General features: G+C 64.2%; 12 protein-coding genes. 8 read left to right on the forward strand and 4 right to left on the reverse strand.

The features are described 5' to 3' along the window. The first annotated feature begins 548 nt into the window (after positions 1 to 548). The gene (locus tag KCX70_RS19080) at positions 549 to 2,018 is read left to right on the forward strand and encodes an NCS1 family nucleobase:cation symporter-1 (protein ID WP_212618466.1); all 1,470 of its coding nucleotides are present in this window, start codon (positions 549 to 551) and stop codon (positions 2,016 to 2,018) included. Between the two features lie 99 nt (positions 2,019 to 2,117). Continuing rightward, positions 2,118 to 3,308, forward strand: coding sequence for a GAF domain-containing sensor histidine kinase (locus KCX70_RS19085; protein WP_212618467.1), 1,191 nt, complete (start codon positions 2,118 to 2,120; stop codon positions 3,306 to 3,308). 49 nt (positions 3,309 to 3,357) lie between these two features. Here the strand turns inward: KCX70_RS19085 and KCX70_RS19090 are convergent, their stop codons facing one another. Beyond that, positions 3,358 to 3,624: a DksA/TraR family C4-type zinc finger protein gene (locus tag KCX70_RS19090; RefSeq protein ID WP_102853227.1), complete on the reverse strand. Its 267-nt coding sequence runs from the start codon at positions 3,622 to 3,624 to the stop codon at positions 3,358 to 3,360. A gap of 297 nt (positions 3,625 to 3,921) precedes the next feature. Here KCX70_RS19090 and KCX70_RS19095 point away from each other — a divergent pair, with 297 nt between their 5' ends. Continuing rightward, complete coding sequence (locus KCX70_RS19095) at positions 3,922 to 4,644, forward strand: TorF family putative porin (protein WP_212618468.1); 723 nt, start codon at positions 3,922 to 3,924, stop codon at positions 4,642 to 4,644. On the opposite strand, the gene KCX70_RS19100 is transcribed toward KCX70_RS19095, so the two are convergent. The 3 genes from KCX70_RS19100 to KCX70_RS19110 all read right to left on the reverse strand — a co-directional run bounded on the left by KCX70_RS19100 (position 4,641) and on the right by KCX70_RS19110 (position 7,696). Then, positions 4,641 to 5,810 (reverse strand): MFS transporter, encoded by a 1,170-nt coding sequence (locus tag KCX70_RS19100; protein ID WP_102853226.1) that lies wholly within the window; start codon positions 5,808 to 5,810, stop codon positions 4,641 to 4,643. The genes KCX70_RS19095 and KCX70_RS19100 overlap by 4 nt on opposite strands. Positions 5,811 to 5,864: 54 nt before the next feature. Then, the gene (locus tag KCX70_RS19105) at positions 5,865 to 6,728 is read right to left on the reverse strand and encodes an isocitrate lyase/PEP mutase family protein (RefSeq protein WP_021210229.1); all 864 of its coding nucleotides are present in this window, start codon (positions 6,726 to 6,728) and stop codon (positions 5,865 to 5,867) included. A gap of 95 nt (positions 6,729 to 6,823) precedes the next feature. Next, positions 6,824 to 7,696 carry a DMT family transporter gene (locus KCX70_RS19110; protein ID WP_212618469.1) on the reverse strand — a complete coding sequence of 291 codons (873 nt, stop codon included), beginning with the start codon at positions 7,694 to 7,696 and terminating at the stop codon, positions 6,824 to 6,826. A 213-nt stretch (positions 7,697 to 7,909) separates the two neighbouring features. Between KCX70_RS19110 and KCX70_RS19115 the strand changes: the two genes are divergently transcribed. The 5 genes from KCX70_RS19115 to KCX70_RS19135 all read left to right on the forward strand — a co-directional run bounded on the left by KCX70_RS19115 (position 7,910) and on the right by KCX70_RS19135 (position 12,110). Then, complete coding sequence (locus KCX70_RS19115) at positions 7,910 to 8,392, forward strand: GNAT family N-acetyltransferase (protein WP_212620389.1); 483 nt, start codon at positions 7,910 to 7,912, stop codon at positions 8,390 to 8,392. Between the two features lie 165 nt (positions 8,393 to 8,557). Then, a complete protein-coding gene (gene ureE / locus KCX70_RS19120) occupies positions 8,558 to 9,058 on the forward strand; it encodes an urease accessory protein UreE (protein ID WP_212618470.1) in 501 nt (166 codons plus the stop codon). After that, positions 9,055 to 9,732, forward strand: a complete 678-nt coding sequence (locus KCX70_RS19125; RefSeq protein WP_212618471.1) for an urease accessory protein UreF — start codon at positions 9,055 to 9,057, stop codon at positions 9,730 to 9,732. Before ureE ends, KCX70_RS19125 begins: the two co-directional genes overlap by 4 nt. A gap of 1,087 nt (positions 9,733 to 10,819) precedes the next feature. Continuing rightward, positions 10,820 to 11,434, forward strand: a complete 615-nt coding sequence (ureG, locus tag KCX70_RS19130; RefSeq protein WP_021210224.1) for an urease accessory protein UreG — start codon at positions 10,820 to 10,822, stop codon at positions 11,432 to 11,434. Positions 11,435 to 11,534: 100 nt separating this feature from the next. Continuing rightward, the gene (locus KCX70_RS19135; protein WP_212618472.1) at positions 11,535 to 12,110 is read left to right on the forward strand and encodes a HupE/UreJ family protein; all 576 of its coding nucleotides are present in this window, start codon (positions 11,535 to 11,537) and stop codon (positions 12,108 to 12,110) included. The last annotated feature ends 7 nt before the right edge of the window (positions 12,111 to 12,117 follow it).

The raw sequence follows: 12,117 nt of genomic DNA on the forward strand, positions 1-12,117 counted from the left end.
CACGATTTGCCCTGCCCCTGTGGGGCAGTCTTGACCGCGATATTTTTACTGCGAGGCGGCGCCCTTCGCGGTCAAGACCGCTCCCACGATTTGCCCCGCCCCTGTGGGAGCAGTCTTGACTGCGATCTTTTCATTGCGGTGCCACCCACCTCTTCGCGGTCGAGACCGCTCCCACGATTTGCCCCGCCCCTGTGGCAGCAGTCTTGACTGCGATCTTTTCATTGCGGTGCCACCCAGCTCTTCGCGGTCAAGACCGCTCCCACGATTGCCCCGCCCCTGTGGGAGCAGTCCTGACCGCGGAGCCGCCCCATTCGGGGGTCGAGACCGCTTCCTCTGCCCGATGAAGGTGCAGGCAAAGGACAATTGCCAAGCCCCACAGCACCCTTTGTATACAGAAACAATCTAACGATGGCGCCAGGGATGGCTAGTCTTCGGTGAGTTGCGGGCCACTTTTGCCATCGTCCGCCGCTGAATCACGCGCGACTTTGCTACTCACGGAACAAGAACTGCATACAACACCGAAAACAATTCGCACAGGGCGCATACTGATGAATCACGACGATTTCCGGATCAAGCAGATCGACCCCACGCTGTATAACGACGACCTCGCCCCGCTCGCCCCCGCCAAACGCAAATGGGGTTGGTTCGAGATCTTCAACGTCTGGTCCAACGACATTCAGAGCCTGTTCGGCTATACCCTCGCCGCCACGCTGTTCATCAGTTACGGCCTGAACGGCTGGGCCGTGCTCGCGGGAATCGTCCTGGCCGGGTTCATCGTCATGGGGCTGGTGCAACTGACCGGTAAGCCCAGCGTCAAGTACGGCATTCCGTTCCCGGTCATGGCCCGCGCCAGCATGGGCGTGCGCGGGGCGAACTTCCCCGCGGTCGTGCGCGGCATCGTGGCGATCTTCTGGTACGGCGTGCAGACCTACTTCGCCTCGACCGCGGTGGCCTTGCTGATTCGCACCCTGGCCGGCCCCGGGTCGGACGCCACCTTGCTGGGCCTGACGCTGGTGGACTGGATCGCCTACGTGATGGTCTGCGTCTTCCAGGTCGCGTTGTTCGTCCGCGGCGTGGAGTGGGTGACGCGCTTTCTCAACTGGGCCGGGCCCTTGGTGTACGTGGTGATGATCGCGATGATGATTGCCATCTGCTACAAGGCGGGTCCCAGCCTGGCCGGCGCGCTGGGTACGATCTTCAGTGGCACCGGCAGCTACGCCGCCGGGCCCTTCGCCGCGTTCGCCGCCGTGGTCGGCACCATGGTCGCCTACTTCGCCGCGGTGGTGATCAACTACGGCGATTTTGCCCGCTTCGTCAAAAGCGAGCGGCAGATGCGCATCGGCAACTTTCTCGGCCTGCCGGTGAGCCTGGCATTCTTCTCGCTGATCGCGCTGGTGATCACCGCCGGCACCGTGGTGGTGTTTGGCGAGACCCTGACCAACCCCACCGACATCGTGTCGCGCATCGACAACGTCGGCCTGACCCTGATCGCCGCGGTGACCTTCTTTGCCGCCACGGTGGGCATCAATCTGGTGGCCAACTTCATTCCGCCGGCCTACGACATCGCCAACCTGGCTCCGGCGCATATCAGCGCCCGCACCGGCGGCTATATCACCGCGGTGATCGCCTTCTTCATCGGCGCGCTGTGGGTGTCGTTCATCAGTGCGGTGGGTATCGCCGCGTTCGTCGATACCCTCGGCGCGGTGCTAGCGCCGCTCTACGGCATCATCGTGGCGGACTACTACCTGGTTCGTCGGCAGCGGTTGGATGTGCAGCAGCTGTTTTCCTCGGAGCCCAGCGCCGCGTATTACTTCAGCGCCGGCTGGAATCGCAAGGCGATCATTGCCTTCGGCATCAGCTCGGTGTTCTCGGTAGCCTCCGTCTGGATGCCTGGCATGGAAAGCCTGTCGGGCTTCGCCTGGCTGCTTGGCGCGCTGTTCGGTGCGGTGGTGCACTTCTTGCTGATGCGCAAGCAGACCGTTCCGGCAAACGCGTCGCCGCTGACAACACGCGGCTGACGCTCATCGAATCGGGCCGGCTGTCAGTCGGCTCGATTCAGCTCGACGAACGGCACATGGTAAAGTGCCCGGCCCTCACGAGCGCTGCCTGACACCCGCATGAAACGATCGGTAACCGAAGATATCTCGGCTATCAGCCGCATCAACGCTGTGCCCGCCATCCTGCAGGTCATCTCCGAGACCACCGGATTACGTTTCGCCGCGGTAGCGCGTGTCACAGAGGACTCCTGGACGGCCTGCGCGGTGCTCGACCGGATCAATTTCGGTCTGCAGGTCGGTGGAGAGCTGGACGTAACGACGACCCTCTGCCACGAGATCCACGCCTCCCACCAGACCATCATCATCAGCAAGGTGAGCGAGGACGAGCGCTACTGCAACCACCACACGCCCAAGATGTATGGTTTCGAAAGCTACATCTCGGCTCCGGTGTTTCGTACCGATGGCAGCTTCTTCGGTACCGTTTGTGCCCTCGACCCGCTACCGGCCAATCTGTCGGAAGGGCCGATCCTGGCGATGATGGAGTCCTTCGCCAAACTGCTGGCCATCCAGCTCGAGGCCGAAGAGCATTTCGAGGCGACCGAAGCTGCGCTGCTCGATGCGCAGCAAACGGCCGAGCTGCGCGAGCAGTTCATTGCCTTGCTCGGCCATGACCTGCGCAATCCGCTCTCGTCGATCATGTCTGGCGCGCAATTGTTGTTGAGGCGCTCCAAGGACACCTCGGTCATCGGCATTGTCGAGCACATGCTCACGGCGACCCGCCGCGCGTCACGCCTGGTAGATGATGTGCTGGATTTCGCCCGTGGTCGCCTGGGCAATGGCATCCCGCTGCAGAACGACGAATGCGACACGCTGCATGTCACCCTGACGCATATCGTGTCGGAAATGCAGAGCAGCCATCCGCAACGGACGATCGAGGCGGATATCGACCCACTCGAAGGCATCCGCTGCGATGCGGACCGCCTGGCGCAATTGCTGTCCAACCTGATCGCCAACGCCCTGGTGCATGGCTCGAAGGAAGGCCGGGTACATGTCAGTGCGCGAGTCGCCGAGGGCCGCTTGCTGCTGGCGGTGAACAATCAGGGCGAGCCGATTCCACCGGAGCGTCAGGCGCAGCTGTTCCAGCCTTACTGGCGAGAGGCGTCGAATGTCCAATCCGGGCTCGGCCTCGGGCTGTATATCGCCAACGAGATCGCCGTGTCGCACGGCGGCAGGATGCAGGTCACCTCCACCGCCGAGGCCGGCACCACCTTTACCTTCAGCATGCCGACCGGAACATCGCGGCGATCTTAGCTTCGCGGCGAGTCCGCGCAGCGCCACCATGCGCCGTACGATATGTCTGTCAGCGCAACTGGCTGTCCTTGCTGCCGCGGCGGTTGTAGCCGCTGAATTTGGCTTCTTGCTTGTCCTGTTCGGACTGGCACTTCACGCACAGCCGCACGCCCTGAACCGCCTGCCGCCGCGCCTCCGGGATCTTCGCGCCACACTCCTCGCAATGGGTCAGGCTCTCACCTCGCCCCAGCCGGCTGCGTGCCCGCTGCACCGCATCCTCGATGGTGCTATCGATCTGTTCCTGTACCGCGCCTTCGTTTGCCCACCCGGTTGCCATCGCTATCTCCCACCTGCCTAGAGGCAGGTTACCGTCATAGGGATATGGAACGGCGCAGGCGACCGCCGTTCAGTGTGCCAATAGCGACACCCTCGGTGAACGCCAAGGAGTCGGCGCCGCCCGTCGTTCACTTGGCGTCAAAACGACGAGTGGAAAAATCGGCGCCGAGTCATCGACTACCCTTGCGTTCGATTGATCAAAAGCGAGCGTCAACATAGCTCTGGCGCTCTGGATCGGCATCGCCTTCGTGGTCGCTCCCGAGCGGCTTGTATGACTCATCCAGCCAAAAATCAACGTATGAATCAGAAACTCGCCGTGATGGCGGCCTTGCTCGTCCTCGGTGGATGCGCCAGCCAACCGGAGGTCGTCGAACGCGAACTGGGGGCCTTCGACCTCAAGCTCGGCACCTCGCCTACGCGCAGCATGGCGCAGGGGTTGGTCAGCCCGTCCGCCGCCAGCACCTTCCGCGGCGGGCTGGACCTGACGCATGCCAGCGGCCTGTACCTGGGGCAATGGGCGCCAAGCATGGGCATCCTTGAAGGCAGGACGCTGGAGCTGGATACCTACGCCGGCTACGCCCAGCCGCATCTCGGCGATATGCCCGGTTTCGAGCTGGGTGTCATTCGCTATAGCTTTCCTGAGCTGGAGAACCACGACCGCCACCAGTTCTATGCCGGGATCAACCTCGCCGGCAGCCGTCTGGGCGGTGCGTTGAGTGCTTCCCCGGGACGAACCGACAGCACCCTGCTCATGGAGCTGGGGTCCGTTCAGCCATTCGATGTCGGGGTGAGGCTGAAGTACGCCAGCCATTCGATGGACAGCCCGATGTATCACATGGGCGGCAGCGTGCGGGTCTTCAATGACTGGTCGCTCAACCTGTCCCGCCCGCTGCTCGGCATGCACCTTGACCTGACCTACACCGACTCCAACCTGAGCGGACGGCAGTGCGGGGTCTATTCCGGGCAGAACAGCTATTGCGAGAGTTACTTCATGTTCAAGGCCGAGCGGGCGTTGTTCTAGGCTCCGGCCCGCGCCTGGTTGAAGCGCACCCGCGCGTGCCAGACGGCCAGCAGAAAGGCCGCCGCGGCGAAGCCATAGAGCACACCGAGATTGCCGTCCCGATAGAGCCAGGAGCCGAGCACCGGTCCGGTCGCCATGCCCATGAAGCGGAAGAAGTTGTAGCTGCCCACAGCGGTGGCGCGATTGTGCTGGTAGAGATCCATCAGCAGGCTGGTCTGCACTGGCAGCGACAGCCCGAGGAACAGCCCGAAGGCCGTCACCGCGACCACCAGGGCCGCAAGCGACACCTGCGCGATCGCCATGAACAGCAGCAGGCTGAGCGCATTGAGCAGCGCCGTGACCAATAGCATCGGTCGCGCCCGCCAGCGGCCGAGCAGCCGCCCGCCACTGAAACTGCCGATCACCACCGCGATGGACAGCGGCAGGAACACCATGCCCTTCTCAGCAGCGCTCAGGCCGTAGCTGCTGTCGAGCACCCGCGGCATGAACACCAGATAGTTATAGAAGGCGTAGTACTGGACGAAGCTGAGCAACATGATCGCCAGCCCCTGGCGGTTGCGCAGCACCTCCAGATACTGCCCAGGGTGAAAGGCACGCGGCTGGCTTCCGGCCGGGCGGGTTTCCTCGAGACACATGGCGTTGCTCAGCAACGCTACGCCGCCGACGATGGCCAGCAGCAGGAACACGTAGTGGAAGTCCAGATGCTCGCCCAGAAAGCCGCCGACCACCGGCCCCACGACCGGCCCCAGCGCGACCATCATCTGGAACGACCCCATCGCCCGCCCGCGCTCGGCCCCTTCGAAACGATCGCCGATCACCGTGACCGCCACCACCGCGCCCGCGGCGATGCCGACGGCCTGCAAGGCACGAAACGCCAGCAGCATTTCGATGCTGCCGGACCAGAAGCAGCCCAGCGAGGCGACGATGTAGATGCCCAGCCCGGCCAGCAGCGTGGGCTTGCGCCCGGTCCGATCGACCAGCGGGCCGTACACGATCTGCATGAACGCCAGCACGAAGGTGAAGATCGAGATGCTGAGGTTGATCAGCAGCGGCGTGGTCTTCAGTGCCTCGCCCAGTTCCGGCAGGATCGGCGCGTAGACCGTCTGCGTGAAGGGCCCGAGGAAGGCGGCGAACGCCACCATGAAGGTCAGCAGGCGTGGGCTCATCGATTCTCCGCTAGCGTGGAAGGTTGCCGGCAGCGCGCAGCCGGAAGCAATCGGTCACTCCTTGACCTGCATGTATTCTTCCGCCCAGACCATATACTCCTCGGCGGTCGAGTATTTGACCGAGAGTTGCGAGGCGTTGAGGTCGGACGCATCGATCTGGCGCTGCTCGCGCAGGCAGTCGTAGGTCGCCTTGATCGCGGCGAAATAAGCGGCGTGCCCATTGACCACGATGCGTACGCCGAGCGCGGCCAGCCGGGCGTTGTCGCGCAGCTTCGGATTGCCATAGGTCACCAGCATCAGCGGCACGGTCAGCTTCGCCGCGACCTGCTCGAGCTGTTCGAAATCATCGATACCCACTATGCAGATCGCATCGGCACCCGCCGCCTCGTAGGCCTGCACGCGGGCGATGACCTCTTCCAGGCCGATCACTCCGGCATTGGTGCGCGCGATGATGGCAAGCTCCGGATCGATGCGTGCTTCGAGCGCCGCACGGATCTTGCCGACCGCTTCGAACATGCCGATCAGGTCGGTGGATTTGCGTCCGAACTTGGCCGGCAGCAGCGTGTCTTCGATGGTCAGCGCGGCGATCCCGGCACGCTCCAGTTCGACCACGGTGCGCATCACGTTCAGCGCGTTGCCGTAGCCATGATCGGCGTCGGCGATGATCGGCAGGCGCGCGACGCGGCCGATGCGGGTCGCCTGCTCGACGAACTCGCTGAGGGTAATCAGCGCAAAGTCGGGCGCCGCCAGTACCTGCAGAGAGGCGACCGAGCCGCCGAGAATACCGACCTCAAATTGCAGGTCGGCAGCGATGCGCGCCGACATCGGATCGAACACCGAGGCGGTGTGGTAGCAGCGGTCGGCCGCGAGCAACTGACGGAAATCCTGGCGCAGGGTGTGGTGCGAAATACGTTGCATGTCTCTTTTCCTGGTGAACGCACGCAAGGGTCGAATCGCCCTTGTCTGGTCGAATGTGGGTGTCGCAGACCGGCCCGCGGGCCGGCCGTTGTTTTTCAGGGACGCAGCCGCAGCTGCCGCCCCTGCACGTAGGCCATGACCAGCCCGCTGGCGATGATGATGGCCATGCCGACCATCGCGCCGAGGTCCGGCGTATGGCCGAAGGCGATCATTCCGACCACCCCGGCAAAGATGATCTGCGAATAGGTGAACGGTGCCAGCGCGGCCGCACTGGCAAAGCGAAAGGCGTTGGTCAGCAGCAAATGGCCGCTCATGGCCATGGCGCCGAGCGCCGCCATCATCAGCGCGTCGTGCAGCGTCGGGGTCTGCCAGTTGAAGAACACCAGCACGCTCATCACCAGGCTGCCCACCAGACTGGTGATGAAGTTGCTGGTCACCGGGTGATCGGTCGCGCTCAACCGGCGCGTGATCAGCTGATAGACGGTGAAGCTCAGCGCGGCGCCGAATGGCAGGAGCACGGCCGGCGTGAACAGCGCACCGCCCGGCCGCACGATGATCATGACGCCAACGAGCCCGAAGCCGACCGCCAGCCATTGGGCGCGGCTGACCTGTTCGCCGAGCAGTCTCGAGGCGATCGTGACCATCAGCGGGGCGAGGAAGATCACCGCAGTCGCCTCGGCCAGGGGGATGTAGCTCAGTCCGCTGATGAACAGCATGCTGACGCTGACCAGGCTCAAACCCCGGCAGACCTGCAGCTTCGGGCGCAGCGTGCGAAACACGCGACGGCCCATGCGCGGCGCGAACAGCGCGATCATCAGCGCGGTCTGCGACAGGTAGCGCGCCCATATCACCAGAAACACCGGGTAGAGCTGGGTCAGGTACTTGGAAAGCCCGTCGTGCGAAGCCAGGGTCAGGCAGGAGACCAGGATGAGCAGAACGCCGAGCAGGGGCCGATGGGAATTGTTCAATGGGAAACCGCGACAATAGGTAGCAACCTAAGAATTATGCCCGTAAATCGGCATTTCGTCAGTTGTCGGATGAGCCGAACCGACGGCCGTCGCAGCGAACCCTTCGTCGGCCCACTCACGCTGTAACCGCCGATCGCGTATGATCGCCGCCCCGCGCGAGCCGCCTGGTCGGCCGCGTCCGTTCGAGTAGTTCAGATGTTTCAGTTAAGAGCGATGCAGGCGCGCGATATTCCTGCCGTGATGACGATTCAGGAAGAATCCTATGCCGCCGAGGTCCTGGAGGACGAAGCGGTGATCCGCGCCCGCTTCGCCGCCTGCCCTCAGCTGGCCTGGGTCGCCGAGGATGAGCTGGGCGTATGCGCCTACCTCTTCGCCTACCATTCACGGGTTGGTAAGGTCACCCCGCTGGATGGAGACTTCCAACCGCATGCCGAAGCCGACTGCCTGTATCTGCACGACCTGGCCGTCTCCCGCCGAGCCAGCGGTCGCGGCATTGGCCCGGCGCTGGTGCAGCACAATCTCGAGCAGGCGCGCAGCCAGCAACTGCGCTACTCGGCGCTGGTGTCGGTGCAAGAGTCCGAGGCGTTCTGGTCGCGCCTCGGCTACGCCACGCACGACGAGCTGGAGGCCCCCCAGATCGACAACTTGGCCAGCTACCAGATCCCCGCCGTATACATGGTCCGCGCGCTGCACTGACTTGCACGCCTATGGTGCCCTGCAGCGTGCCGCGCACCATAACGGAACACCGAAACGCGCCATTTTCTGGCACGCGGCGCTCCCAGCCAGCGCGTGATGCCGGCTGGGGCGGGTTGGCAAGGGCCTTGCTCTGCTTGTGCCATTGCACAACCGGAACTGCTCGCCATGCTGGTCATCCATCACCGCACCGCCCCTCAGGCCACTGCCGACGCCGAGCTGGAACTGACGTTCGAGGCGCGCAGTAAATCTCGCCTGCGCTGCTTCACCACCACGGGGGAGGATGTCGGCCTGTTTCTCGAGCGCGGCCAGCAGCCGCTGCATGACGGCGAATGCCTGCGCGCCGAAGACGGCCGCGTCGTCCGCGTACGGGCCCGCGCCGAACAGCTTCTTCATGTGACCTGCAGCAGCGCGTTCGAACTGACGCGTGCGGCCTATCACCTGGGCAACCGACATGTGGCGCTGCAGGTGGGTGACGGTTGGCTGCGCCTGCTCGACGACTACGTGTTGAAAGACATGCTGTTGCAGCTGGGCGCCCGTGTCGAAGCCATCGAAGCCCCCTTCCAGCCCGAGCACGGCGCCTACGGTGGCGGCCATCACCACTCCCACGCAGGCGAAGCCGAGTTCAGCTATGCGCCGCGCCTGCATCAGTTCGGCGCGCGCAGGTGAATCCCGCCGCTTTCGCCCTGCTGCGGCTCGCCAGCCCGCAGTTGCCGATCGGCGGTTACAGCTACTCGCAAGGCCTGGAAATGGCCGTCGAGCAGCAGCGCGTGCAGAACGAAACCAGCGCCGCTCGCTGGCTGGCCGACCAGCTGTTGCTGAACCTGGCGCGCTTCGAAGCGCCTTTGCTGCTGGCGCATTGTCGGGCCGCAACGGCTGAAGAATGGGCCGAACTGCAGCGCCTCGCCGCCTCCCATCGCGCCAGCCGCGAAACCCGCGAGCTGCGGCTGGAGAGCCGGCAGATGGGCTATTCACTGAGGCAGTTGCTGGAGAACCTGCCAGAACTCGACGCCCCGGCCCGCGCCCTGTTTCAGCGCATCGACGAACCCGGGCTGGCCCTTGGCTGGGCCTTGGCCGCACGTGCCTGGGGCATCAGTCCGGAAGACGCGCTGACGGCCTGGCTCTGGGGCTGGTTGGAAAATCAACTGGCGGTGCTGATGAAGACCCTGCCGCTGGGGCAGCAGGCGGCGCAGCGGTTGACCTCGCAGCTACTGCCGGCGCTGAGCCAGGCGCAGCGGGATGCCCGCGAGCTGCCGGAAGGCGCGTGGGGCGGCGCGCCTTTCGGGCTGGTGTTGGCCAGCATGGGGCATGAGCGGCAGTACAGTCGGTTGTTTAGGTCATGAGAGGCGTGGGGCGACACGAGGTCTCGGCCCTGTTGGGTCGAAGCGACGCGGCCTTTTCTTCCCGTGGAGGGCCGAACCGGGTCTGTGGGCGTGACGGGGTGCCGGCAGCACCGGCGGGCGGGCGTGATTCAACGCCGTTGCCGGTCCAGACCCTTGGTTTCGCCCTGCTGGGCGACTCACTTTTTTCAAACGCCCGGATGGCCGGCCCCTCAAAAGTAAGCAAAAACGCTTGCCCCTGCATCCGGCCCCGGCTGCGCCGGGGTTCCCTCGCTCCGATGATGTTCCAGGGGCCCGCCGCGAAGGGACATCCATGTCCCATCGCGGCTCTCGCGGCATCCATGCCGCCCACCCCCCTCCACATCACCTGCGCTCGGCCTCCTGAAAGGGGCGTTCGGCGTCATCTGATAGTTTGTTTGTCAAGAAACAGGCAAAGCGTTTTTGTTTCGCTTTTCGCGAACCTTCAGACACCCCGGAGTCAATCCCCCTTCAGCAATGTAGGGTGGAAAACTGCGCAGCATTTTCCAGCACTGACTACAGCAGAGCTCTTGCCGAACCACGCGGATTCCATTCGGCCTATTAACAGGGGCGGTCGGCGGCGTCTGATAGGTCATTTGTCAGCAAACAAGAGAAGCGCTTTTGTTTCGCTGTTTACGATCTTTCAGGCGGCTCGGTCTCGACTCCCCTTCAGGAGGCCGAGCGTAGTCGCCGTGGAGGGGGTTGAGCGGCATGGATGCCGCGAGAGCTGCGATGGGCCAGGGATGGCCCTTCGCAGCGTGCCCCTGGAGCGGCGATGGAGTGAGGGCACCCTTCGCGCAGCGAAGGGCCGGATGCAGGGGTCGCCTTCTCTTTGGTTACTTTCTCTTGGCGAGACAAGAGAAAGTGACGCGCCGTGCGAGGCGCAACCTGTAGGTGGCGCCAAGGAAAGCGCGGCGCCCCATAGAAGCACCCAGGCCACTGCCAATACGCAATGCATCCGCAAGCGACAAACAAACTCACCTTACGAATTCCATCCCTTGCCCACCCGGGCAGCGGCACGCCCCTTCGCCTCGCCCCCGAGGCAACCCCACTGCCCTCAGAGGAGACATCCATGAACACCCAACCCCTGCGCGTCGGCATCGGCGGTCCGGTAGGTTCCGGCAAGACGGCGCTGACCCTCGCGCTCTGCCTGGCCCTGCGTGAGCGTTACAACCTGGCGGTGGTGACCAATGACATCTACACCCAGGAAGACGCCCAGTTTCTGGTGCGCAACGAGGCACTGGCGCCCGAACGCATCATCGGCGTGGAAACCGGCGGCTGTCCGCACACGGCGATCCGTGAGGACGCCTCGATCAATCTCGAAGCGGTCGACCAGCTCAACCGGCGCTTCCCCGGCCTCGACCTGATCATCGTCGAATCTGGTGGCGACAACCTCTCGGCAACCTTCAGTCCCGAGCTGTCCGACCTGACCATCTATGTGATCGACGTGTCGGCCGGCGACAAGCTGCCGCGCAAAGGCGGGCCGGGTATCTGCAAGTCCGACCTGCTGGTGATCAACAAGGTGGACCTGGCGCCCATGGTCGGCGCCTCGCTGGAAGTCATGGACCGCGACACCCGCAAGATGCGCGGCGACAAGCCGTTCGTGTTCAGCAACCAGAAGGTCGGCCAGGGTCTCGACGAGATCATCGCCTTCATCGAGAAGCAGGGAATGCTCAGCGCCGCCTGATCGCGCCCCCTTTGTAAGAGCGGGCTCTGCCCGCGACCCCGTAAGACAGCGACACGCTGCCTTTCCAACACGCACCGCATGCAGCCTCGAGGATGCCCTTATGACACTGCAAAAGAACGTCGCAATCGCCACCGCCCTGCTGCTCAGCCCGGCTTTGGCTTTCGCCCACCCCGGCCACGATCACGCGGGCCTGATGTCCGGCATTGCCCATCCGATCTTCGGCCTCGACCACCTGTTGGCCATGGTTGCGGTCGGTCTATGGGCCGCGCAGCAATCGGGCATCGCACGCTGGGCTTTACCTCTGACCTTCGTCGCCACCATGTTGATGGGCGGCCTTTTCGGATTTACCGGCTTGCAGCTGCCATTGATGGAAACAGGCATCGCCGGCTCGGTATTGGCACTCGGACTGCTGGTTGCATTGGCCGTGCGCCCGCCCTTGGCCGTAGCGACCGGGCTGACCGCGCTGTTTGCCGTCAGTCATGGCGTGGCCCATGGCCTGGAGTTGCCGGCGCTGGCGAGCCCCTGGGGTTATGCCGCTGGCTTCGTCGTCGCAACCGCCGCACTGCACGGCATCGGTTATGCCGTGGCACGCCAGCTTCTCCAGGTGGCATCCCCGCTGGTGCGCCTTGCCGGTGCCGGCTCTGCATTGGCCGGGGTCTGGATGCTCGCAGCCTGACGATCAG

Source organism: Stutzerimonas stutzeri (assembly GCF_018138085.1).
GTDB classification, from domain to species: domain Bacteria; phylum Pseudomonadota; class Gammaproteobacteria; order Pseudomonadales; family Pseudomonadaceae; genus Stutzerimonas; species Stutzerimonas stutzeri_AI.

Excerpts from the sequence above, each read along its gene's own strand:
- ureG (WP_021210224.1), top strand. The coding sequence starts at position 10,820 with ATGAACACCCAACCCCTGCGCGTCGGCATCGGCGGTCCGGTAGGTTCC.
- KCX70_RS19100 (WP_102853226.1), bottom strand. The coding sequence starts at position 5,810 with ATGAGCCCACGCCTGCTGACCTTCATGGTGGCGTTCGCCGCCTTCCTC.
- KCX70_RS19135 (WP_212618472.1), top strand. The coding sequence starts at position 11,535 with ATGACACTGCAAAAGAACGTCGCAATCGCCACCGCCCTGCTGCTCAGC.
- KCX70_RS19090 (WP_102853227.1), bottom strand. The coding sequence starts at position 3,624 with ATGGCAACCGGGTGGGCAAACGAAGGCGCGGTACAGGAACAGATCGAT.
- KCX70_RS19115 (WP_212620389.1), top strand. The coding sequence starts at position 7,910 with ATGCAGGCGCGCGATATTCCTGCCGTGATGACGATTCAGGAAGAATCC.
- KCX70_RS19085 (WP_212618467.1), top strand. The coding sequence starts at position 2,118 with ATGAAACGATCGGTAACCGAAGATATCTCGGCTATCAGCCGCATCAAC.
- KCX70_RS19080 (WP_212618466.1), top strand. The coding sequence starts at position 549 with ATGAATCACGACGATTTCCGGATCAAGCAGATCGACCCCACGCTGTAT.
- KCX70_RS19095 (WP_212618468.1), top strand. The coding sequence starts at position 3,922 with ATGAATCAGAAACTCGCCGTGATGGCGGCCTTGCTCGTCCTCGGTGGA.
- ureE (WP_212618470.1), top strand. The coding sequence starts at position 8,558 with ATGCTGGTCATCCATCACCGCACCGCCCCTCAGGCCACTGCCGACGCC.
- KCX70_RS19105 (WP_021210229.1), bottom strand. The coding sequence starts at position 6,728 with ATGCAACGTATTTCGCACCACACCCTGCGCCAGGATTTCCGTCAGTTG.